This is a genomic window from Pseudomonas tolaasii NCPPB 2192 (assembly GCF_002813445.1).
Taxonomy (GTDB): domain Bacteria; phylum Pseudomonadota; class Gammaproteobacteria; order Pseudomonadales; family Pseudomonadaceae; genus Aquipseudomonas; species Aquipseudomonas tolaasii.
On sequence record NZ_PHHD01000001.1, the window covers coordinates 2,089,273 to 2,112,000 of the forward strand.

The 22,728-nt window shown below is 61.6% G+C and carries 20 protein-coding genes; 14 read left to right on the top strand and 6 right to left on the bottom strand.

The features are described 5' to 3' along the window. Nucleotides 1-21 precede the first annotated feature (21 nt). A complete protein-coding gene (gene parC, locus ATI14_RS09690) occupies nucleotides 22-2,286 on the top strand; it encodes a DNA topoisomerase IV subunit A (protein WP_016972621.1) in 2,265 nt (754 codons plus the stop codon). Nucleotides 2,287-2,462: 176 nt separating this feature from the next. Further along, nucleotides 2,463-3,170, top strand: coding sequence for a PqiC family protein (locus ATI14_RS09695; protein ID WP_026082909.1), 708 nt, complete (start codon nucleotides 2,463-2,465; stop codon nucleotides 3,168-3,170). 176 nt (nucleotides 3,171-3,346) lie between these two features. On the opposite strand, the gene ATI14_RS09700 is transcribed toward ATI14_RS09695, so the two are convergent. Then, nucleotides 3,347-4,885 carry an AhpA/YtjB family protein gene (locus ATI14_RS09700; RefSeq protein ID WP_016972619.1) on the bottom strand — a complete coding sequence of 513 codons (1,539 nt, stop codon included), beginning with the start codon at nucleotides 4,883-4,885 and terminating at the stop codon, nucleotides 3,347-3,349. Nucleotides 4,886-5,018: 133 nt separating this feature from the next. Between ATI14_RS09700 and serB the strand changes: the two genes are divergently transcribed. Continuing rightward, a complete protein-coding gene (serB, locus tag ATI14_RS09705; protein ID WP_016972618.1) occupies nucleotides 5,019-6,233 on the top strand; it encodes a phosphoserine phosphatase SerB in 1,215 nt (404 codons plus the stop codon). 134 nt (nucleotides 6,234-6,367) lie between these two features. Here the strand turns inward: serB and asd are convergent, their stop codons facing one another. From asd to ATI14_RS09720, 3 genes are read right to left on the bottom strand one after another with little or no spacing between them, the layout of a single operon-like run. Continuing rightward, nucleotides 6,368-7,228 (bottom strand): archaetidylserine decarboxylase, encoded by an 861-nt coding sequence (asd, locus tag ATI14_RS09710; RefSeq protein ID WP_016972617.1) that lies wholly within the window; start codon nucleotides 7,226-7,228, stop codon nucleotides 6,368-6,370. Nucleotides 7,229-7,244: 16 nt separating this feature from the next. After that, the gene (locus ATI14_RS09715) at nucleotides 7,245-8,060 is read right to left on the bottom strand and encodes a rhodanese-like domain-containing protein (RefSeq protein WP_017253563.1); all 816 of its coding nucleotides are present in this window, start codon (nucleotides 8,058-8,060) and stop codon (nucleotides 7,245-7,247) included. 57 nt (nucleotides 8,061-8,117) lie between these two features. Then, the gene (locus ATI14_RS09720; protein WP_016972615.1) at nucleotides 8,118-9,653 is read right to left on the bottom strand and encodes an HDOD domain-containing protein; all 1,536 of its coding nucleotides are present in this window, start codon (nucleotides 9,651-9,653) and stop codon (nucleotides 8,118-8,120) included. 167 nt (nucleotides 9,654-9,820) lie between these two features. On the opposite strand from ATI14_RS09720, the gene motA reads away from it, so the two are divergent. After that, complete coding sequence (motA, locus tag ATI14_RS09725) at nucleotides 9,821-10,672, top strand: flagellar motor stator protein MotA (protein ID WP_016972614.1); 852 nt, start codon at nucleotides 9,821-9,823, stop codon at nucleotides 10,670-10,672. A gap of 3 nt (nucleotides 10,673-10,675) precedes the next feature. Continuing rightward, a complete protein-coding gene (gene motB / locus ATI14_RS09730) occupies nucleotides 10,676-11,692 on the top strand; it encodes a flagellar motor protein MotB (RefSeq protein WP_016972613.1) in 1,017 nt (338 codons plus the stop codon). A gap of 106 nt (nucleotides 11,693-11,798) precedes the next feature. Here motB and rsgA read toward each other — a convergent pair whose 3' ends face one another. Continuing rightward, entirely contained in the window at nucleotides 11,799-12,830 is a 1,032-nt protein-coding gene (gene rsgA, locus ATI14_RS09735) for a small ribosomal subunit biogenesis GTPase RsgA (protein WP_016972612.1), read from the bottom strand. A gap of 108 nt (nucleotides 12,831-12,938) precedes the next feature. On the opposite strand from rsgA, the gene orn reads away from it, so the two are divergent. Continuing rightward, nucleotides 12,939-13,481, top strand: coding sequence for an oligoribonuclease (gene orn, locus ATI14_RS09740; RefSeq protein ID WP_003171343.1), 543 nt, complete (start codon nucleotides 12,939-12,941; stop codon nucleotides 13,479-13,481). 182 nt (nucleotides 13,482-13,663) lie between these two features. Next, nucleotides 13,664-14,281 (top strand): trimeric intracellular cation channel family protein, encoded by a 618-nt coding sequence (locus ATI14_RS09745; protein WP_176997469.1) that lies wholly within the window; start codon nucleotides 13,664-13,666, stop codon nucleotides 14,279-14,281. Here the strand turns inward: ATI14_RS09745 and queG are convergent. After that, nucleotides 14,260-15,342 (bottom strand): tRNA epoxyqueuosine(34) reductase QueG, encoded by a 1,083-nt coding sequence (gene queG / locus ATI14_RS09750; RefSeq protein WP_016972610.1) that lies wholly within the window; start codon nucleotides 15,340-15,342, stop codon nucleotides 14,260-14,262. The two genes, ATI14_RS09745 and queG, sit on opposite strands and share 22 nt — an antisense overlap. A gap of 63 nt (nucleotides 15,343-15,405) precedes the next feature. Here queG and ATI14_RS09755 point away from each other — a divergent pair, with 63 nt between their 5' ends. The 7 genes from ATI14_RS09755 to hflX all read left to right on the top strand — a co-directional run bounded on the left by ATI14_RS09755 (nucleotide 15,406) and on the right by hflX (nucleotide 22,717). Further along, nucleotides 15,406-16,266, top strand: coding sequence for an NAD(P)H-hydrate dehydratase (locus ATI14_RS09755; protein ID WP_016972609.1), 861 nt, complete (start codon nucleotides 15,406-15,408; stop codon nucleotides 16,264-16,266). Continuing rightward, nucleotides 16,254-16,724, top strand: a complete 471-nt coding sequence (gene tsaE / locus ATI14_RS09760; protein ID WP_016972608.1) for a tRNA (adenosine(37)-N6)-threonylcarbamoyltransferase complex ATPase subunit type 1 TsaE — start codon at nucleotides 16,254-16,256, stop codon at nucleotides 16,722-16,724. Before ATI14_RS09755 ends, tsaE begins: the two co-directional genes overlap by 13 nt. Before the next feature lie 15 nt (nucleotides 16,725-16,739). Continuing rightward, a complete protein-coding gene (locus ATI14_RS09765; protein WP_016972607.1) occupies nucleotides 16,740-18,161 on the top strand; it encodes an N-acetylmuramoyl-L-alanine amidase in 1,422 nt (473 codons plus the stop codon). Next, nucleotides 18,161-20,077: a DNA mismatch repair endonuclease MutL gene (mutL, locus tag ATI14_RS09770; RefSeq protein WP_016972606.1), complete on the top strand. Its 1,917-nt coding sequence runs from the start codon at nucleotides 18,161-18,163 to the stop codon at nucleotides 20,075-20,077. Before ATI14_RS09765 ends, mutL begins: the two co-directional genes overlap by 1 nt. Further along, nucleotides 20,077-21,048, top strand: a complete 972-nt coding sequence (gene miaA, locus ATI14_RS09775; protein ID WP_016972605.1) for a tRNA (adenosine(37)-N6)-dimethylallyltransferase MiaA — start codon at nucleotides 20,077-20,079, stop codon at nucleotides 21,046-21,048. The genes mutL and miaA overlap by 1 nt, the downstream gene beginning before the upstream one ends. 94 nt (nucleotides 21,049-21,142) lie before the next feature. After that, nucleotides 21,143-21,403, top strand: a complete 261-nt coding sequence (hfq, locus tag ATI14_RS09780; protein ID WP_003171355.1) for an RNA chaperone Hfq — start codon at nucleotides 21,143-21,145, stop codon at nucleotides 21,401-21,403. Between the two features lie 12 nt (nucleotides 21,404-21,415). Then, nucleotides 21,416-22,717 (top strand): ribosome rescue GTPase HflX, encoded by a 1,302-nt coding sequence (gene hflX / locus ATI14_RS09785; protein WP_016972604.1) that lies wholly within the window; start codon nucleotides 21,416-21,418, stop codon nucleotides 22,715-22,717. The last annotated feature ends 11 nt before the right edge of the window (nucleotides 22,718-22,728 follow it).

Consider the following 22,728-nt stretch of genomic DNA (forward strand, 5'->3'; position numbering starts at 1 on the left):
TTACCAAATGATGAGGCCCGCATGAGTGACATCCTCGCAGACAGCTTAGACGGCGTAGAACGCCGGTCGCTGGCTGAATTCACCGAAAATGCCTACCTCAACTACTCCATGTACGTGATCATGGACCGTGCTTTGCCGCATATCGGCGACGGCCTGAAACCCGTGCAACGGCGCATCATCTATGCCATGAGTGAGTTGGGCCTGGACGCCGATTCCAAGCACAAGAAGTCCGCGCGTACGGTCGGTGACGTACTTGGCAAGTTCCACCCCCACGGCGATTCGGCGTGCTACGAAGCCATGGTGTTGATGGCGCAGCCGTTCAGCTATCGCTACACGCTGGTCGACGGCCAGGGTAACTGGGGGGCGCCGGACGATCCCAAGTCCTTCGCCGCCATGCGGTACACCGAAGCGCGGCTGTCGCGTTATTCGGAAGTGCTGCTGAGCGAATTGGGGCAGGGCACCGCTGACTGGGGCCCTAACTTCGACGGTACTCTCGACGAACCGCTGGTGTTGCCGGCACGTTTGCCGAATATCCTGCTCAATGGCACCACCGGCATTGCTGTCGGTATGGCCACCGACGTACCGCCGCACAACCTGCGCGAGGTCGCCACGGCCTGCGTGCGTTTGCTTGATGAGCCCAAAGCCACGGTCGAGCAGCTTTGCGAACATATCCAGGGCCCGGATTACCCGACCGAAGCGGAAATCATCACGCCGCGTGCCGACCTGTTGAAGATGTACGAAACCGGCAAGGGCTCGGTGCGCATGCGCGCCGTTTACCACATTGAAGACGGCGACATCATTCTCACCGCGCTGCCGCATCAGGTGTCCGGTGCCAAGGTGCTGGAGCAGATTGCCGCGCTGATGCAGGCCAAACCGTCGAAGTTGCCGCAGGTTGCCGACCTGCGTGACGAATCCGACCACGAAAACCCATGCCGCATCGTGATCATCCCGACCAACAGCCGGGTAGACCACGAAGTGCTGATGCAGCATCTGTTTGCCAGCACCGATCTTGAATCCAGCTACCGGGTCAACGTCAACATCATCGGCCTGGATGGCAAGCCGCAACTGAAAAACCTGCGCAACCTGCTGGTGGAGTGGTTGGAGTTCCGCGTGCAGACCGTGCGTCGCCGCCTGCAATTCCGTCTGGACAAGGTCGAGCGCCGCCTGCACCTGTTGGACGGTTTGTTGATTGCCTATCTCAATCTGGACGAAGTGATCCACATCATCCGTACCGCCGAGCATCCGAAAGCCGAGCTGATTGCGCGTTTCGAGCTGAGCGAGATTCAGGCCGATTACATCCTCGACACCCGCTTGCGCCAGTTGGCGCGGCTGGAAGAAATGAAGCTGCGCGACGAACAGGACGCGCTGCTCAAGGAGCAAGCCAAGCTGCAAGCCCTGCTGGGTAGCGAAGCCAAGCTCAAGAAACTGGTGCGCAGCGAGCTGATCAAGGACGCCGAAACCTATGGCGATGACCGTCGGTCGCCAATCGTTGAGCGTGCTGAGGCGAAAGCCCTGACAGAAACCGAGTTGTTGCCGAACGAGAAAATTACCGTCGTTCTGTCGGAAAAGGGTTGGGTTCGTTCGGCCAAGGGGCATGATATTGACGCCACGGGCCTGTCGTACAAGGCTGGCGACGGCTTCAAGACCGCCGCCGCCGGGCGCTCCAACCAGTTTGCGGTGTTTATCGACTCCACCGGGCGCAGTTATTCTGTGCCGGCCCACACCTTGCCGTCGGCACGGGGTCAGGGCGAGCCGCTGACCGGGCGTTTGACGCCGCCGCCGGGGGCGAACTTCGAATGTGTGCTGCTGCCGGATGACGATTCGCTGTACGTGATCGCCTCCGACGCGGGTTACGGTTTTGTGGTCAAGGGTGAAGACCTGCAGGCCAAGAACAAGGCGGGCAAGGCGTTGTTGAGCCTGCCGAACAACGCCAAGGTGATTTTGCCGCGCACAGTGGAGGACCGCGAGAGCAACTGGCTGGCGTCGGTGACCACTGAAGGACGTTTGCTGGTGTTCAAGATCAGCGACCTGCCGCAATTGGGCAAAGGCAAGGGCAACAAGATCATCGGGATTCCAGGGGAGCGGGTGGCCAGTCGCGAAGAGTATGTGACCGACATCGCGGTGATCCCGGAAGGCTCTACCCTGGTGCTTCAAGCCGGCAAGCGCACGCTGTCGCTGCGTCCTGACGACCTTGAACACTACAAGGGTGAGCGTGGCCGCCGCGGTAACAAGCTGCCGCGAGGCTTCCAGCGAGTGGACGCTTTAGTGGTGGAAACACCCGTTTAAGGCACTTTAGAGCCCCCGATCTACGATTTAACGCGTAGATCGGCACTATGACGCTGGAGTCACGGCGCATATTCACGGATGATATGGCCTTTCCAGCGCCGGCGTGGCCGAGCGTGTTTAGGTTATTTTTAGTATTACATTGTGGTTCGCCTTGTGGCAGCCACCTGGATGGGATGATGACTGCTCCACGCCTTCCTTTATTTTTGATGCTCGCTGGCCTTTTGGGGCTGGCGGGTTGCAGCACGCACCAGCCGGTGTCGCTGTACCAGCTGGACAGCGGAAGTCCGGCTCAACCAGCACAAACCGCGGGCATGGCCGTATTGCTTGGCCCGGTCGTCGTGGCTGACTACCTGCAACGCGAAACCCTGCTGCAACGTCAGAACGACGGCAGCCTGCAAGGTTCCACAGATGGTCGTTGGGCGGGCAGTTTGTCGGCCGATATCAACCAGTTGATGCTGCGCCAGGTGGCCGGTCATCTCGACAGCCAGCGTGTGGTGCTGGCACCTGCGCCTACCGGCTTCACGCCGGATGTGCAGGTGTTGCTGACGATCACCCGTCTCGACTCCGGTGCTTCGCAGCCGGCGATCCTCGATGCGCAGTGGCGTTTGATCGACCGCCGAGGCCAGGTGCGTGACAACCGCATCGTGCACCTGCAGGAAGAACACACCGGCACCACCGCTTCTCAGGTTCAGGCCCAGGGCGTGTTGCTGCAGCACCTGGCGCAGCAGTTGTCGGTGGCGCTCAAGCCATTGGCCAACCAGCCGCCGGTCGCCGAGGCGCCGCGCAAGCAGGCTCCGGCTCAGGCCAAGCCGGCAGCGCCGGAAAAGCCGAAGATGCCAATGGCAACGCCGATTCGTACGGATATGGAAGTGTTCAGGTTTTGATCTGAATCGCGCATAAACAAAAGGCCCGCTGAGTAAGCGGGCCTTTTTGTTGTCTGCGATTTGAGCCGTGCCACACACACCTTGTGGGAGCGGGCTTGCCCGCGATGGCGGTGGTTCAGCCAATGATATGTCGACTGATGTTCCGCTATCGCGGGCAAGCCCGCTCCCACAGGGGTCTATGTCTTGGTACGCGTCTCGTGCATCCGCGCCAACTGGCGTTCCAGCATCGACGGGTAAGGCTCCATCAACCGCTCCACACAGCTCGCGCCCTCGGGGCTGGCGATCGGGCGGATGCGTGCGCGCTGGCGGATCAGCGCATCTTCACTGATCTTGCGTTCCACCAGCAGCAGGTTACGGCTGTGTTGCGACAAAGCCAGCGCGTCCTGGGCGTTTTCGGTGAGCAGCAGGTCGATCTGGCTGATGCCAAACAGGTCGTCACCCACGGTCAGGCCCAGTTGCAGCTGCAAGGTAATGCCGCTGTCAGCCACTTCGATCTGCAGGGCGTGGCCCAGGGCGCGCAACAGCTCGCCGCAGCAGATGGCGTTGGTCAGGTAGTCTTCGCCGCTGTCTTCGCTGTGGAACAGCATCAACGTGCTGCCGTCGTTGAGGGTGTGCAGCTCGCTCTGATACAGCGAGGCCGCCTGGTCGAGGCAGTCGCGATAGCGTTCCAGCAATTCCGTCAGGCGAGCGCGAGGCAAGCGACGCAGTTGGTCCTGGGCACCCAGTTGCACGGCCAGTACCGCGCTGTGCTGGGGTTCGGTGTTCTTCACAGGGGCCGGTGCCGGTTTTGGCGCGGCGGCTGGGGCGGCGGACGATGTGTCTCGCAAGTCAGCGAACGGGTCTTCGTCGTCCAGTTCATCTTCTTCAGCCCTGACCACATGGCGTGGCGCCGGCTTGGCGGGCGCTACCGGCGCTTCTTCGTCAAAGCCCGGCTCGCGCAGGTCGCGCACTTCAAACTCGGGTTCGTCGTTGTAGTCGGTGTCGTCGTACTCAGGCTCGGGTGGAGCTTCGGGAATCACCGGCTCCGGGGCGAAACTGGCGTGCAATTGGCGCGCAAGGTCGCCGATCTCGTCCTGGCGGTCGGTGGCCGGTGTGTGTTCGTCGATGTCGCGCAGCCAAATGCGCAGTTGCATCAGCGGCGTGGAAATATGCCGCCCCAGACGCAAGCTCAAGGCCAGGGCGAGCGCGAGCAGGATCGCGCTCAGGATGCCCATGCTCTGCAGGCTGATGGTCATCGGCTGCTGGAATTGCTGCATGTCCAGGCTGATGCGCAGTTGGCCGGCCTTCACGTCCTGGAACGTAATATTGCTGGAATACAGGCCTTCCGCCTCGCCCAGCAGGCCGTTTTTCGGGCGCTGCCCGGCTTCGGCCATGATCCGGTTGTCCACGCTATAGATGGCGGCGTGGGCCACCAGCGGGTTCTTGGTCAGGTTATTGAGCAGCACGTTAAGGCTAAGGATGTCGTTGGACACCAACAGCTCGGTCGCCGACGTGGCCGTCTGCGTCGTCAGGCTGGCGCCCAGCGCATCGGCTTGCTCATGCATGGCCTGCTTGAACTGCAAACCCATCACGCAGGCGTAGATCACCAGGGCCAGAGCGACCAGGATCACGTTATGGCTGGCGATGCGTAATGCGATCGGTACACGGCGATGGCGCAGTGCCCGGAAGATCAGCAGGAAGAAGTTATCGGTTTTTACTGGCGTGGGCCGGTTCACTTGCGCTCGGCTCTTGGTCCGTGAAGTTGACGCGCAGTATAGCGACAGCCCTAGGACCGGCAAAGCGCTGGCTGTGCCCGATGGTCACTGAAAGTGGGTAGAATGCGGTTTTTTTCCAGCCTGGGGGTGCGCTTTGCGCGAAATTGTCCTGATAAACATCACAGGTGAAGACCGCCCGGGTCTCACCGCCGCCATTACCGGTGTACTGGCCCAGGGTGGTGTGAACATTCTCGACATCGGCCAGGCGGTGATCCACGACACCCTGTCGTTCGGCATCCTGGTGGAAATCCCGAGCACCGAGCAGGCGTCGTCGGTACTCAAGGACATCCTGTTTACGGCGTACAAGCTGGATCAACAGGTGCGTTTCACTCCGGTTTCCGAAGCCGACTACCAGCATTGGGTGGACGGGCAGGGCAAAAAACGTCACATCGTCACGCTGCTGACCCGCAAGGTCACCGCCGAACAATTGCAGCGCGTGAGCTCGATTACCGCGCACTACGGCTTGAATATCGACCATATCGACCGTTTGTCGGGTCGCATGCCGTTGGACACGCCAGCGGACAAAGGCAAGGGCTGCATCGAGTTCTCCGTGCGCGGTGAACCGGCCGATCCGCAAGCCCTGCGCGCCGAATTCCTCAGCGTGGCGCAAGAGCTGAATGTCGACATCGCCTTCCAGGAAGACTCGCTGTTCCGCCGCAACCGCCGCCTGGCGGTGTTTGACATGGACTCGACGCTGATCGAAGCCGAAGTCATCGACGAACTCGCCAAGGCGGCCGGCGTGGGCGAGCAGGTGTCTGAGATCACTGAGCGCGCCATGGCCGGCGAGCTGGATTTCCGTGCCAGCTTCAAGGAGCGCCTGGCGTTGCTCAAAGGTCTGGACGTGAGCGTGCTGGATTCCATCGGTGCTTCGTTGCGCCTGACCGAAGGCGCCGAAACCCTGTTCGCGGAACTCAAGCGCCTGGGCTACAAGACGGCGATTCTGTCGGGCGGCTTCACTTACTTTGCCAAGCAACTGCAGGCCAAGCTGGGCATCGACTATGTGTTCGCAAACGAGCTGGAAGTGGTGGATGGCAAAGTGACCGGCGTGGCGGTCGAGCCGATTGTCGACGCGCAGCGCAAGGCTGATCTGCTGAAGGAATTGGCCCACAAGGAAGGCTTGCGTCTGGAGCAGACCATCGCGGTCGGCGACGGAGCGAATGACTTGCCGATGCTGGCGATTGCCGGGCTGGGTGTGGCATTCCGCGCCAAGCCGCTGGTGAAGCAGTCGGCCAAGCAGGCGATTTCCACGCTGGGTCTGGATGGTGTGCTGTATCTGCTGGGCTTTCGCGACCGCGACGGTCAGCTCTAAACCCATCTGATCGACTGATCGTTCCCACGCTCTGCGTGGGAATGCCGCCTTTGACGCTCTGCGTCAGCTTTAAGAGCGTGACGCGGAGCGTCACCGGATGCATTCCCACGCGGAGCGTGGGAACGATCGAAGGGTCAGGCTTTTGGCAGTGCCATGCCCTGACCCATTTGTACTGGCGTACCCGCTGCCAACTCTTGCGCCCACTTCACCTGGTCCGGCCCGAACAGCACGATCGCGGTCGAACCCAGTTTGAATCGGCCCAATTCCGCACCTTTTTCCAGATGAATCGGCGCACGCGCCGCTTCGTCGTAGCGGAAGGTTTTCAGCTCGCGTTTCGGCGGCGTTACCAGCCCGGCCCACACGGTTTCAATCGACGCCACAATCATCGCACCCACCAGCACCACGGCCATCGGGCCGCGTTCAGTGTCGAAAATGCAGGCAACGCGCTCGTTGCGGGCGAACAGCTCCGGGACGTTTTCGGCCGTAGTCTGGTTCACCGAGAAAATGCGCCCGGGAATGTAGACCATTTCGCGCAGGGTGCCGGCCAATGGCATGTGCACGCGGTGGTAGTCCTTCGGCGACAGGTAAACAGTGGCGAAATCACCGCCCATGAATGGCGCGGACAACGCGGCATCGCCACCCAGCAACTCCAGCACGCTGAAACTGTGGCCTTTGGCCTGGAACACACGACCGTGTTCGATCGGGCCGAGCTGGCTGATCGCACCGTCGGCCGGGCAAAGGACCGCGTCCGGCGTTTGATCCAGCGGGCGGGCGCCGTCTTTCAGGGCGCGGGTGAAGAAGGCGTTGAAATGCTCGTAGGCGGTCAGGTCTTCAACCAGCGCCTGGGACATGTCCACTTGATAGCGTTTGGCGAACCATGCCGTGAACGCGTTCTTGAACCAGCGCACGCGGCATTCGGCGATGCAACCTGCCAGGCGCGACAACAAGTGGTGCGGCAGCAAGTACTGGCTGAGGATAAACAACTGCTTTTTCATTACGTGTCCTTAAACCTTAAATCTCAACGGGGGTGTCGGGGTGGTTGCCCCATTCGCCCCAGGAACCGGCATAACCTTTGACTCGCGGATAACCGAGCGCCTTGGCCACCAGGTAGGTGAAGCCAGAGCGGTGGTGAGTCTGGCAGTGGGTGATGATTTCTTTGTCGCGGGTCAGCCCGAGGTCTTCGAGGATCTGCGGCATGTCGCGGCGGATGCGCAGGTTGCGCGCCTTGTCCATGCCGGCGGTCCATTCGAAGTTCACCGCGCCGGGAATGTGGCCGCCCTTGGCTGCCAGGACTTTCTCGCCGGAATATTCCAGCGGGCCACGTGCGTCCCAGATGCCCAGGTCGGCGGCGCCCAGACGGCTTTGCAGGTATTCGCGGGTGGCGGTCGGGCCGTCGTGCAAGGTCAGGCTGACCGGGCCACCGACAGGCGAAGGCACGTCGGTGCTCACCGGGTATTTTTCTTCCAGCCAGGCCAGCAGGCCGCCGTCGAGGTAGTGGTATTTCTGGTGACCGATCACGTCGAGCATCCAGATAAAACGCCCGGCCCAGCCGCCGCCTTCGTCGTCATAAACCACGTAGGTCGCGTCCGGGGTGTGGCCCAGTTCGCCGAAGAGTTTTTCCAGGTCGGCCTTGTGGGGCAGCAGACCGGGCGCCGGTGGCTGGCCCAGCTGGGTGCGCTTGGGGTCAACAAAATGCGCGCCGGGGATGTGCCCTTCGGCGTAGCGGGCGGCGCTGGTGAGGTCCACCAGAATCAGGTGTTCGGCATCAAGGCGACCTTGCAGGTCGCTGGATTCGATCACCAGCGGCAAGCCAGAGAAGTCAGGCATGTGAGGTCTCCTGGGCACAAATGTTGGCGATAAAAGAGGACGATTGTAGCGCAAGCATCAGGCGCTGCGGTTGGTAAAGCTGTGCAGCGCCTTTTCGATGCATTGAGCGGTTTTACCAAAGGCTTGCACCGTCGTCTCCGAGAACGGCCCGCCGCCCTGGTCGGCGACCATCAGCATCACCACGCGACCATTGCAGCTCAGTGAGCGCAGCAGCAAATGTTCGCCGGTGAACAGCCGGCGCAGGATCGGTGGCAGCAGTGCAGAGAATTGTGCGTGATTGGCCGGGGTGAGGCGCACCTGGGCGGATTTTTCCAGCAGGCGCTGCAGCAGCGTGCTGTTGACCACGTCCAGGCTCAGGTGTGCGGCGTCCCTGGGCAATCCGTCGGCCTGGTGCACGCGCAAGGTGCTCAGGGCGCGGTCCGCCATAAACAGCAACACGCGCTGCATGCCGCTGGCAACCAGAGCTTCCCTGGCGCAGGTGGTCAGGTGCATGGCGTTGGCAAATCGGCTCGGTTCGACGAGCAGCTCGGTGCAGCGTTTGCGCCAGACGGCTAACGATTCGGCAGTGGGCGGTGGCGCCGGCAGCAAACCGCGGTGGACCTTCTGCACATGCCACGGCCAGATCAGCGACAGCGCCGGGTGCCACAGGTCGGGCATCAAGGTGGTGCGGGCGCTGGTGACGGCTTGCTGGTGAACCTGCTGCTGCACGTCGCCCAGCGGCGCTTGCAGGTAAAGCGCGGTGAGGTATTGCCAGCGCTCGGTGTGCGGGCAGGTCCAGGATTCCTGAGCCGACATCGCCAGCCCGTTGGCCAGCAATACGGTGTTGGCGGGCTGGTTCAACCAGCGTCGCAGGTTGGGTTCGGCATCCAGCCGTTGTTGATGGCGCAGGGCGTCATCTTCGCGGGCGATGTGCAGCGCCTTGACCAGCAAACGTTGCTCGGTCAATAGCAGGGTGTAGCCCTGGGATACCCAGATCGGCAGGTGCCAGGCTTCGGTCAGGCCCAGGCACAGGTCCAGCAGACGTACGCCGAACAGTTCATGCTCGACCCGGCGCGCCGACTGGCCTTTGTGGATCACCCGCAGTTCCCATTCTTCCAGCAGTTTGGGAAAGGCCACGGCCATCGGCCACAACGGCGACAGAAACAGCAGGCTGCCCCAATGAATGTCCTGCCACAGCCGCGCAAGTCGGCTGGCGAACAAACCGTTGGCTTGTTGGGAGGCATGCTGGCTGATCAGCAGCAGTTGGCGCAGCGCCACAGGAATTTCTTTCTCGGGTACCGAGGGCAGACGCACCAGCAATGCTTCGGCGCGTTTCAGGCCCAGGCGGTTCAGCGCGATTTCGAGGTTTTCCGCCGGCTCCGACAGGCTGCCATGGGTATGGCTGTTGGCTTCGCGCATCACCGCGAGCACCAGCGCCGGGCTGTTTTGCATCAGCTCGGCAATGTCTCGCAATGAACTGCGGCTGTCGCGAATGGCTTTGCACACGCGCTCGTGGCTGGCTTGCGGGACGGGCAACAACACATCGTCCAGGCGCTTGATCCACGCGGCGAGGGTGGTGGGTTTTGCAGTTGGGACTGTCGTTTCATTGGCCATGATTGGGGCGCGATCATCACTTGCGTTCAACACGCCCGGAACGGGCCGAATTGGCTTTTCGCCTTAACGGGCTATAGTCTGGCGCAGTTTTGCCGATAAGTAGAACAAGAGTTTTTCAGCTACACCCAATATGTCCATGAACCCGACGGCGCAAGTACAAAACCCCTATGGCTAAAATTATCGGCATCATCGTCGTCATCGCAAGCGTGCTGGGTGGATACGTTCTGTCCCACGGTAAAATTGCCGCGCTGATCCAGCCTTTTGAAGTGCTGATTATTGGGGGTGCTGCGTTTGGTGCATTCCTGCAGGCCAACCCCGGATACATGACCATGCATGTGGTCAAGAAATCACTGGGCATGTTCAGCTCGCGCTTCTCCCACACCTTCTACCTGGATGTGCTGGGGCTGATCTACGAGATCCTCAACAAGAGCCGCCGCGAAGGCATGATGGCCATCGAGGGCGACATCGAAGACGCCGCCGCCAGCCCGATTTTCGCCAAGTACCCGGCCGTGCTCAAAGATGAGCGCATGACCGCGTACATCTGTGATTACCTGCGCATCATGTCTTCCGGCAACATGGCTCCCCACGAGCTGGAAGGTCTGTTCGACATGGAGCTGTTCAGCCTGAAGGAAGAGCTGGAGCACCCCTCACACGCGGTGACCGGCATCGCCGACGGCATGCCCGGTTTCGGTATCGTCGCGGCGGTACTGGGTATCGTGGTGACCATGGCGTCCCTGGGCGAAGGTGACCAGAAGGCCATCGGCATGCACGTGGGCGCGGCCCTCGTCGGTACCTTCTTCGGTATTCTCGCGGCCTATGGTTTTTTCGGCCCGCTCGCCACCTCCCTGGCCCACGATGCCAAGGAAGAAGTGAATCTGTACGAAGCGATCAAGGCTTGCCTGGTGGCTTCGGCGTCGGGCATGCCGCCATCGCTGGCGGTGGAGTTCGGGCGCAAGGTGCTGTACCCGAAACACCGCCCAAGTTTTGCCGAGTTGGAACAAGCGGTTCGCGGTCGTTAAGTCATGGAAAACAACCAGCCGATAATCATCAAGCGCGTCAAGCGCTTCGCTGCGGGGCACCATGGCGGCGCCTGGAAAATCGCCTTTGCCGACTTCGCGACGGCGATGATGGCGTTCTTCCTGGTGCTGTGGCTGATGTCCACCGCTACGCCGGAACAGAAGATCGCCATCGCCGGTTATTTCAAGGACCCGATCGGCTTTTCGGAAAGCGGCACGCCGTTTGTGATCGACCTGGGCGGCTCGCCGCAGTTGGCGCCCGAGCGCACCATCAACCCGGAAATCAAGACCGAATCGCCGCAGGAAAATATTCCGATCGAGCGCGAAAAGGTCGAGACCATGGCCGAGCAGGTCGAGAAGGAACGCCTGGAATTGCTGCTGCAGGAGCTGCAGACCAAGGTCGAAGAAAACCCGCAACTGCTCAAATTCAAGGACCAGATTTCCTTCGAGATCACGCCTGAGGGGCTGCGTATCCAGATCACCGATGCCGCCAACCGGCCGATGTTCGACTCCGGCAGCGCGCGCCTGAAACCGTATTTTGAAGACATCCTGCTGGCCATGGCCGATACCATTAAAGCGGTGCCGAACAAGATCAGCATCAGCGGCCACACCGACGCCAAGCCTTACGCGGGGCAGGGCGACTTCGGCAACTGGGAGCTGTCGGCCAACCGTGCCAACGCCGCACGCCGTGCGCTGGTGGCGGGCAGCTACCCGGACCCGCAAGTGGCGCGGGTGGTGGGCTTTGCCTCTTCGCAGTTGTTTGATCAACAGGATCCGTTCAACCCGGTCAACCGCCGGATCGACATCGTGGTGCTGACCAAAAAGGCCCAGCGTGCGATTGAAGGGGATCAAGGTGCCGCGCCCGCTCCGACGCCGGGTGAAGGTGCGCCGGGTGAAGTGCCGGCGGACCCGAATGCCATCCCACCGGGGCAGGAGCCGTTGCCGGCCCATGAACTGCGGCAGAAGCTGAACCTGTTTGATGATGGTGGGGTGAAGGATCCTACGGCGCCTAAGGCGGAATGATCTTTCTGTGGCGAGGGAGCTTGCTCCCGCTGGACCGCGCAGCAGTCCCCAGCTTTTTTAGGGGCGCTGCGCACCCCGGCGGGAGCAAGCTCCCTCGCCACAAAGATTAGTAACTGCTCTCCGGCAAGCTCGCAATGATCGACCGGTAGCTGTTCATCCGCTGCTGCTGAACGCGGCCCTCTTCCAGCGCCTTGAGCAAGGCACACCCCGGCTCGCGGTCGTGTTTGCAGTCGCGGAAGCGGCAGGTGCCGATCAGGTCGTTGAACTCGATGAAGCCCGCTTCCACGTCGCTGCGGCTGACGTGGCCGAGGCCGAATTCGCGGATGCCCGGGGAGTCGATCAGCTCACCGCCGCCCGGGAAGTGGAACAACCGCGCGGTGGTGGTGGTGTGGGTGCCCTGGCCGGACAGTTCCGACAACGGGCCCACGCGGGTTTCGACTTCCGGCAACAGGCTGTTGACCAGCGAGGATTTACCCACGCCCGACTGGCCGACAAACACGCTGATGCGCCCGTCCAACTGCTGTTGCAGCTGTTCCATGCCATTACCGTGATGCGCCGAGACTTCCAGCACCGGGTAACCCAGGGTGCGGTAAACCGCCAGCAACGCGTTAAGCGCCGGAGCGTTCTGCTCGTCGATCAGATCGAATTTGTTCAACAGCAATAGCGGGCGGATGCCGGCGTGCTCGGCGGCGACGAGGTAGCGGTCGATCAGGTTGGCATGGGGCTCGGGCAAGGGCGCGAACACGATCACGATCATGTCGACGTTGGCCGCCACCGGCTTGAGCTGGCCGCGGCTGTCCGGGCGACGCAGCTCGGTGGTGCGCGGCAGTTGGGCGACGATAACGCCGATCCCCTGGTTGCCGGCGCGCCATACCACCTGATCACCGGTCACCAGTGCGGGCAGGTTGGCGCGCAAGTGACAGCGGAACACCTGGCCGGCCAGTTCGCCTTCGAGGGCCTCGACCTCGACCTGCACACCAAAGTGCGCGATCACCAGCCCCGTTTGTTCGGGGCCCAGGTCGCCGCCTTCCAGCGCTTCCACGGCGGAGGATTCACGTTTGGCAGCGCGAGCGGCGCGCTCACCCTGAATCTTTTCGATGCGCCAGTTTTGGCGGCGATTGAGCTGGCGTTTGGCCATTGGTGTTCCGTTTCGATAATGCAAAGGTTGGGTAAAACGGTCGCGAGTCTAGCACGCCCCTGCCTGCTAAACTGCGCAGCTAAGCCAAGGTGCCAAGAGAATAGAGCCATGCAAAACCCACAGAACCTGATTTGGATCGATCTGGAAATGACCGGTCTGAACCCCGACACTGACGTCATCATCGAGATGGCGACCATTGTCACCGACAGCAACCTCAACACCTTGGCCGAAGGTCCGGTGATCGCGATCCACCACAGCGACGCCGTGCTCGCCACCATGGACGAGTGGAATACCCGCACCCACGGCAACTCCGGCCTGACCCAGCGCGTGCGCGACAGCCGTATCAGCATGGCCGAAGCCGAAGCCGAAACCATCGCCTTTCTGGAAAAGTGGGTGCCCAAGGGCAAGTCGCCGATCTGCGGCAACAGTATCTGCCAGGACCGTCGCTTCCTTTATACGCACATGAAAGGGCTGGAAAGTTACTTCCACTACCGCAACCTGGACGTGTCCACCCTCAAAGAGCTGGCCGCGCGCTGGGCGCCGGAAGTCAAGGACAGCTTCCATAAAGGCAGCACCCATTTGGCGCTGGATGATATTCGCGAGTCGATTGCCGAGTTGCAGCATTACCGCAAGCATTTCATCAAGGCTTGAATTTGCAGTGCCTGCCTTGGCCTCATCGCAGGCAAGCCAGCTCCCACACGTTGATTTGTGAACCCATTCAAAATGTGGGAGCTGGCTTGCCTGCGATAGGGCCGACGCGGTCTTTCGCCAGATGCCCCCTTTTGGTGCCACCACCAAATGATTAGACTGCCGGCCTAATCGCAAGGATCGCCATCATGCTGTTGATGCTCTACCTCATCGCCATCACCGCCGAAGCCATGACCGGTGCCTTGTCCGCCGGCCGGCGCGGCATGGACTGGTTTGGTGTGGTGCTGATCGCCTGCGTCACGGCCCTGGGCGGTGGTTCGGTGCGCGATGTGCTGTTGGGGCATTACCCGCTGACGTGGGTCAAGCACCCGGAATACCTGGTGCTGACCTCCATCGCGGCACTGGTGACGATCTTCATCGCGCCGCTGATGCGCCGCCTGCGCTCGTTGTTTCTGGCGCTGGACGCCCTGGGGCTGGTGGCCTTCACGTTGATCGGCTGCATGACCGCCCTGGAAATGGGCCACGGCATGCTGGTGGCCTCGGTCAGTGGCGTGATCACCGGGGTGTTCGGCGGCATCCTGCGCGACATCTTCTGCAACGACATTCCGCTGATCTTCCGACGCGAGCTGTACGCCAGCGTGTCGTTCCTCGCCGCCTGGTTTTACATGCTGTGCCTGTATCTGGAACTGCCCAGCGAGCAGGCGATTCTGCTGACCCTGTTCAGCGGTTTTCTATTGCGCCTGCTGGCGATCCGTTTTCACTGGGAAATGCCCAAGTTTGTCTACAACGACGACGTACACTGACGCGCGGCGTGCTGATTCAGCGCCCACTCGACGTGTTCGCGTACCAATTCTGACGGGTAATCCCGGCGTGCCTTCAACGCTTCGAGCACTGGAATGCTCGACGGTGCATTGCCCAACCCCACCGCCAGGTTGCGCAGCCAGCGCTCATAACCGGCACGACGCAGCGGCGAGCCTTCGGTGCTGCTGAGGAATTTTTCCTCATCCCACATAAACAATTCGGCCAGCTCGGCGTTGTCCAGGTTATGCCGTGGCTTGAAATCGCTTTCGCCGGTGGCGCGGGCGAAACGATTCCACGGGCAAACGATCTGACAGTCATCGCAGCCGAACACCCGGTTGCCGATCAGGGGGCGCAGGTCTTCGGGTATGGCGTTCTTGAGTTCGATGGTCAGGTAGGAAATGCAGCGCCGGGCGTCGAGCACGTAGGGTCCGACGAACGCGTTGGTCGGGCAAATGTCCAGGCAAGCGGTACAGCGGCCGCAGTGCTCGGTGCTGTGGGGCGGGTCGACGGGGAGCGGCAAGTCGACAAACAGCTCGCTCAGGAAGAAATAGCTGCCGGCCTTGCGGTTGAGCACCAGCGTGTTTTTGCCGATCCAGCCGAGGCCGGCCTTTTCGGCGATGGCTTTTTCCAGCACCGGCGCGCTGTCGACAAATGCGCGAAAGCCGAATGGCCCAATCTGCGCCTGGATGCGGTCGGCCAGTTGCTGCACGCGCTTGCGGATCAGCTTGTGATAGTCGCGGCCCAGGGCGTAGCGCGAGATGTAGGCTTTTTCCGGCTTTGCCAGCAACTGCGCCATTTGCGTGTCGCCCGGCAGATAATCCATGCGCAGTGAGACCACGCGCAAGGTGCCCGGCACCAGTTCATCGGGGTGCGAGCGTTTGCTGCCGTGGGCGCCCATGTACTCCATCTCGCCGTGGTAACCCGCGTCGAGCCAGCGTTGCAAGTGTTGTTCATGCTCGGCCAGGTCCAGGCCGCTGATGCCGACTTGTTGAAAGCCCAACTCGCGGCCCCAGTCTTTGATCGATTGGGCGAGGGCGGGCAGATCGGAGGTAATAGCAGGCATGAGACACGGGAAACCACAGGTTAGATGCGTATAATTCTGCCAGACATCGGAGCTTGAAGACGCATGCCGCAGACAAAACACGAAATAACCGACGTGCAGCCCTTGTTGCCCGGCCATTTGCCGCAACTGGCTGCACGCTCCCCGGACGCCCATAAAGGCCTGTTCGGCCACCTGCTGGTCATTGGCGGTGACCGCGGCTTTGGCGGCGCGGCACTGCTGAGCGCCGAAAGCGCGCTGCGCAGCGGGGCCGGCATGGTTTCTTTGGCGACCCGGCCCGAGCACGTGCCTGCCGCGTTGGCGCGCTTGCCGGAAGTCATGACCGTTGGCGTCAGTTCTGCCAACCAACTGATGGGGCTGCTGGAAAAAATCTCCGTCATCGTGATCGGCCCGGGTCTGGGGGACGCTGCCTGGGGTAAAAGCCTGCTGTCCGTCGCCGCCAACGCCGGGCAGCCGCAAGTCTGGGATGCCGACGCCTTGAATCAGCTGGCGAAGGGCGGCGTGAGTTTGCCCGCCAACTCGGTGATCACCCCGCATCCGGGTGAGGCCGCGCGCTTGTTGGGCATCACGACAGCCGAGGTTCAGGCTGACCGCCTTAAGGTGGCGCGCGTTTTAAGTCAGACATTCAATGCAGTGGCTATCCTCAAGGGTGCTGGCAGTTTGATTGCCAGCCCGGACGGACGTGTTTCGCGCTGTGACCAGGGCCATCCGGCGATGGCCACGGCCGGGCTTGGCGATGTGCTGGCGGGTTTGGTGGGGGCTTTGCTTGCCCAGGGCATGCCAGCCTATGAAGCAGGTTGCCTGGCCGTGTGGCTGCACGCCACGGCGGGGGATCGCCAGGGCAGTTTTGGTCGCGGCCTGGCCGCCAGCGACCTGATACCCGCCATTCGACAATTGCTGGAGGAGCAGTCGCCGTGTCTGAAGTAACCCTTTTCCTGGCCGATGAAGGCGCGATGGTCGCGTTCGGTCATCGCATCGCTCAGGTGACGGCTGGCGCCGGGCTGATTTTTCTCGAGGGCGACCTGGGGGCGGGCAAGACCACGCTGTCACGCGGGATTATTCGTGGTCTGGGCCACACCGGGGCAGTCAAAAGCCCTACGTTCACACTGGTTGAACCCTACGAGATTGGGGCAATCCGCGCCTTCCACTTCGACCTCTATCGCCTGGTCGACCCTGAAGAGCTGGAGTACATGGGCATTCGTGATTACTTCGATGAAGACGCACTGTGCCTGATCGAGTGGCCAGATAAAGGCACAGGCTTTTTGCCAAAGCCGGACCTGACCATTACCATTACGCCGCATGAAACAGGACGTCAGCTGAAGTTGTTGCCCCAGAGCGCGCGCGGCCAGTCGTGGTGCGCCGCTTTGGCATTGGAATTCAAATAATTGGTGGGGTTAGGTATGCGCTTTCGCGCGTTGGTTACTGTCGTAGGGGTGTTGCTTGCGGCAATGACGTTCAATGCTCTGGCTGCTTCTCAGGTGAAAAGTGTTCGCCTGTGGCGAGCGCCGGATAACACGCGACTGGTGTTCGACCTGTCTGGCCCGGTCCAGCACAGTGTTTTTACCCTGTCCTCGCCTGATCGTCTGGTGATCGACATCAACGGTGCAACCCTGGCCGCGCCGTTGAAAGTCTCCACCGCCAATACCCCGATTACCGCCATGCGCTCGGCCCAGCGCACGCCGACTGACTTGCGCGTGGTCATCGACCTGAAAAAGGCCGTGACACCGAAAAGCTTTTCTCTGGCGCCCAACGCGCAATACGGCAACCGGCTGGTGGTCGACCTGTTCGACAACGCCGCCGATGCCAACCCGACGCCAGCCCCTGCGCCAAGCGTAGCCACCGTGCCTGCCGTGCCGGTCAACCCGTCGCAACCGCAGGTCAAGCTGCCGCCTCCACCGCCGGCCCCGGCGGGCAAGCGCGACATTATCGTGGTGATCGACGCGGGCCACGGCGGTGAAGACCCGGGGGCTTCCGGCTCGCGCGGCCAGCACGAGAAAGACGTGGTGTTGGCCATCGCCCGGGAATTGCAGCGTCAGGTTAACGCGATGAAAGGCTATCGCGCCGAGCTGACGCGTACCGGCGACTACTTCATCCCATTGCGTGGCCGTACTGAAATTGCGCGCAAGAAAGGCGCTGACCTGTTCGTGTCGATCCACGCCGACGCCGCCCCTTCAGCGGCCGCGTTTGGTGCTTCGGTGTTTGCGTTGTCGGATCGCGGAGCCACGTCCGAGACCGCGCGCTGGCTGGCCGACAGTGAAAACCGTTCCGACCTGATCGGCGGTGCCGGCAACGTGTCCCTCGATGACAAGGACAAAATGCTCGCGGGTGTGCTGCTCGACCTGTCGATGACCGCCTCGCTGACGTCCAGCCTGAACGTCGGCCAGAAAGTTTTGAGCAACATTGGCCGGGTGACCTCGCTGCATAAACAGCGTGTGGAACAGGCCGGGTTCATGGTGTTGAAGTCGCCGGACATTCCGTCGATCCTGGTGGAAACCGGGTTCATCTCCAACTCCAACGAAGCCTCGAAGCTGGCCAGCTCCAGCCACCAGCAGGCGCTGGCGCGTTCGATCAGCGCCGGTATTCGCCAGTTCTTCCAGCAGAACCCGCCGCCGGGTACGTATATCGCCTGGCTGCGTGACTCCGGGAAAATCGCCCAGGGCCCGCGTGACCATCGCGTGCAGCCCGGCGACACGCTGGCCATGCTGGCCGTGCGTTTCCAGGTATCGCCCGCCACACTGCGCAGCGCGAATAACCTGAAAACCGATGAACTGAAAGTCGGCCAGGTGTTGACCATCCCCGGCACTGAATTGGCGGCGCAGTAATGAGCGAATCAGTCTTGAACAGCGGCTCGCGCATCGAATTGCTCAGCCCGCGCCTGGCCAACCAGATTGCTGCGGGTGAGGTGGTTGAGCGCCCGGCGTCGGTGATCAAGGAGCTGCTGGAAAACAGCATCGACTCCGGCGCCAAGCGCATTGATGTGGATGTGGAGCAGGGCGGCGTCAAACTGCTGCGGGTGCGCGACGACGGCAGTGGCATCTCCTCCGACGATTTGCCGCTGGCCCTGGCCCGTCACGCCACCAGCAAGATCCGCGACCTCGAAGACCTTGAGCGGGTGATGAGCCTGGGCTTTCGCGGCGAGGCCCTGGCGTCGATCAGCTCCGTGGCCCGCCTGACTTTGACGTCGCGCACGCGCAGCGCAGAGCAGGCCTGGCAAGTGGAAACCGAGGGCCGCGACATGGCGCCTCGGGTTCAGCCGGCGGCACATCCGGTGGGCACCTCGGTGGAAGTGCGCGACCTGTTTTTCAATACGCCGGCGCGGCGTAAATTCCTCAAGGCCGAGAAAACCGAATTCGATCACCTGCAAGAAGTGATCAAGCGCCTGGCCCTGGCGCGTTTCGACGTGGCCTTCCACCTGCGCCACAACGGCAAGACCATCCTCAGCCTGCATGAGGCCCACGACGACGCCGCGCGCGCTCGGCGTGTGTCGGCGATTTGCGGATCGGGGTTCCTGGAGCAGGCGCTGCCGATTGAAATCGAGCGCAACGGCCTGCGCCTGTGGGGCTGGGTGGGGTTGCCGACCTTTTCCCGCAGCCAGGCGGACTTGCAGTATTTCTTTGTGAATGGCCGTGCGGTGCGCGACAAGCTGGTGGCTCACGCGGTGCGCCAGGCCTATCGGGACGTGCTGTTCAACGGGCGGCACCCGACATTTGTGCTGTTTTTCGAGGTCGACCCGTCGGTGGTCGACGTCAACGTGCACCCGACCAAACACGAAGTACGCTTCCGCGACGGGCGCATGGTGCACGATTTCCTGTATGGCACTCTGCACCGCGCCTTGGGCGATGTGCGCCCGGACGACCAGCTTGCTGCCCCCATCGTGACCGCCGTGGTGCGACCGAGTGGCCCGCAGGCGGGTGAATTTGGTCCTCAGGGCGAAATGAGCCTGGCCGCCAACCTGCTGCAATCGACGCCGCCGCAGCCTGCCTACACCGCGCCGGGCTCAGGCTCGGGGGCGGGTTATCAGTATCAATACACGCCGCGCCCGCAATCGACGGTGCCGGTGGCCGAGGCCCAGGCGGCTTACCGCGAGTTTTTCGCGCCGTTGTCGGGGGCTGAGCAGAATGCGCCTGTGGCGTTGCCGGAGGGTGGCGGGGACATTCCGCCGTTGGGTTACGCGCTGGCGCAGCTCAAGGGCATCTATATTCTTGCGGAAAACGCCCATGGCCTGGTGTTGGTGGACATGCACGCCGCTCACGAGCGGATCATGTATGAACGCCTTAAAATCGCCATGGCCAGTGAGGGCCTCAGCGGGCAGCCATTGTTGGTGCCTGAGTCCCTGGCCGTCAGCCAGCGTGAAGCTGATTGCGCAGAAGAACACCACAGTGTGTTCCAGAAACTCGGCTTCGAACTGCAGCGCCTGGGCCCTGAAACCCTGGCGATCCGCCAGATTCCGGCACTGCTCAAACAGGCCGAGGCCAACCGTCTGGTGGCCGACGTGCTGGCGGACTTGATGGAGTACGGCACCAGTGATCGGATCCAGGCGCACATCAACGAACTGCTCGGCACCATGGCCTGCCACGGCGCAATCCGCGCCAACCGCCGTCTCGCTTTGCCGGAAATGAACGGTCTGCTGCGCGACATGGAAAACACCGAACGCAGCGGGCAGTGCAACCATGGCCGGCCGACCTGGACCCAAATGGGCCTGGACGACCTGGACAAACTGTTCCTGCGCGGTCGCTGATGAGTGCCTTGCCCCCCGCGATTTTCCTGATGGGCCCCACGGCTGCCGGCAAGACCGACCTGGCCATCGAACTGACCAAAGTGCTGCCGTGCGAGCTGATCAGCGTCGACTCTGCCCTGGTTTACCGGGACATGGACATCGGCACGGCCAAGCCTTCGAAAGAATTGTTGGCGCAGTATCCGCACCGGTTGATCGACATCATCGACCCGTCCGAGAGCTATTCGGCGGCGGATTTTCGCACCGACGCTCTCGCTGCCATGGCCGATATCACCGCGCGGGGTAATATCCCACTGCTGGTGGGCGGCACGATGCTCTATTACAAGGCTTTGCAGGAAGGGCTGGCTGACATGCCGCCCGCCGACGCCCAGGTGCGCGCGGAGCTCGAAGAAGAGGCTGCACGCCTTGGCTGGCAAGCCTTGCACGACCAGTTGGCAGCGGTAGACCCGGTATCCGCCGCGCGCATTCATCCCAATGACCCTCAGCGCCTCACCCGCGCCCTGGAAGTCTGGCGTGTCAGCGGGCAGACCATGACTGAACATCGGCTGAAACAAAGTGCGCAAAGTGCTGACGCAGGCGCATCTGGCGCGTCACAATTGCCCTATACTGTGGCGAATCTGGCCATCGCTCCGGCAAATCGCCAGGTCCTGCATGAACGAATTGCACAAAGATTCACAATTATGTTGGAACAGGGGTTTGTGGACGAGGTCGTAGCACTGCGTTCCCGAGGTGACCTGCATTCAGGGTTGCCTTCGATACGTGCTGTTGGCTACCGCCAAGTCTGGGATCATCTGGATGGCAAGCTGACGTCAGCCGAGATGCAGGAGCGCGGCATCATCGCCACGCGCCAATTGGCGAAACGCCAGTTCACCTGGTTGCGCAGCTGGAGCGATTTGCACTGGCTGGACAGCCTGGACAGCGACAATCTGTCACGCGCCTTGAAATACTTGGGAACGGTCTCCATATTGAGCTGAGTCCTTGCAATTGCCGTCTATCCTTGGGGGTGTGACGGCCATAAGCTATCTATTTTCCGATTTTTTATTATTGATCCTTAAAGGAGTGCGGCACATGTCAAAAGGGCATTCGCTACAAGACCCTTACTTGAATACTTTACGTAAAGAGAAAGTTGGGGTTTCCATCTATCTGGTCAACGGCATCAAGCTGCAAGGCACGATCGAGTCGTTCGACCAGTTCGTGATCCTGCTGAAAAACACCGTCAGCCAGATGGTTTACAAGCACGCTATCTCGACAGTCGTTCCAGTCCGTCCAATCCGCCTGCCAAGCGCAGCCGGTGATGATGCAGCTGACGCTGAGCCAGGTAACGCCTGATAGGAGTCTCCTTTGTTCTTTGAGCGCCACGGTGGTGGTGAGCGGGTCATTCTCGTTCACTTGGATGGACAGGACCCTGAGGCGCGCGAAGATCCGCAGGAGTTTCAGGAGTTGGCAAATTCGGCCGGCGCCGAGACCGTTGCGTTTTTTAACGTGCCGCGTCATCGGCCAACCGCCAAATTCCTGATTGGCAGCGGCAAGGTCGAGGAACTGCGCGACCTGGTTCACGCCGAAGAAGCCGATCTGGTGATCTTCAATCACGTCCTCACGCCCAGTCAGGAACGTAACCTCGAACGTGTTTTCGAGTGTCGCGTGATCGACCGTACCGGCCTGATTCTCGATATTTTCGCCCAACGCGCCCGCACCCATGAAGGCAAGCTCCAGGTTGAACTGGCCCAGCTTGACCACATGAGCACGCGGCTGGTTCGCGGCTGGACTCACCTTGAACGTCAGGGTGGCGGTATCGGCATGCGTGGCCCGGGTGAAACCCAGTTGGAAACTGACCGTCGACTGCTGCGGGTCCGCCTGCGCCAGATCAAGGGCCGTCTGGAGAAAGTCCGCAGCCAGCGCGAGCAATCGCGTCGCGGCCGTTCCCGTGCGGATATCCCGACCGTGTCCCTGGTGGGCTATACCAACGCCGGCAAATCCACGCTGTTCAACAACGTGACCAAGTCCGACGTGTATGCGGCCGACCAACTGTTCGCCACCCTCGACCCGACCCTGCGCCGTCTGGATCTTGACGACTTGGGGCCGATTGTCCTGGCTGATACCGTGGGTTTCATTCGTCATCTGCCCCACAAGCTGGTCGAAGCATTTCGGTCTACGCTCGAAGAGTCGAGCAATTCCGACTTGCTGTTGCACGTGATCGATGCGGCCGAACCGGATCGTATGTTGCAGATCGAGCAGGTGATGCTGGTGCTGGGCGAGATCGGTGCCCAGGACTTGCCGATCCTGGAGGTCTATAACAAACTCGATTTGCTTGAAGGCGTCGAGCCGCAAATCCAGCGCAACGAAGACGGCAAGCCCCAGCGGGTCTGGCTGTCGGCGCGGGATGGCAGTGGCCTGGAATTGCTCGAACAAGCCATTGCCGAGTTGTTGGGCAGCGATTTGTTTGTCGGCACCTTGCGCTTGCCGCAGCGTTTTGCTCGACTGCGTGCACAGTTTTTCGAGTTGGGCGCGGTACAGAAAGAAGAATACGACGAAGAAGGTGTCAGCTTGCTGGCCGTTCGATTGCCGCGCTCGGAGCTGAATCGGCTGGTCAGCCGTGAAGGTGTGGTACCGACAGAGTTCATCGAACAACACACTTTGCAATAAAAGCCTCTGAA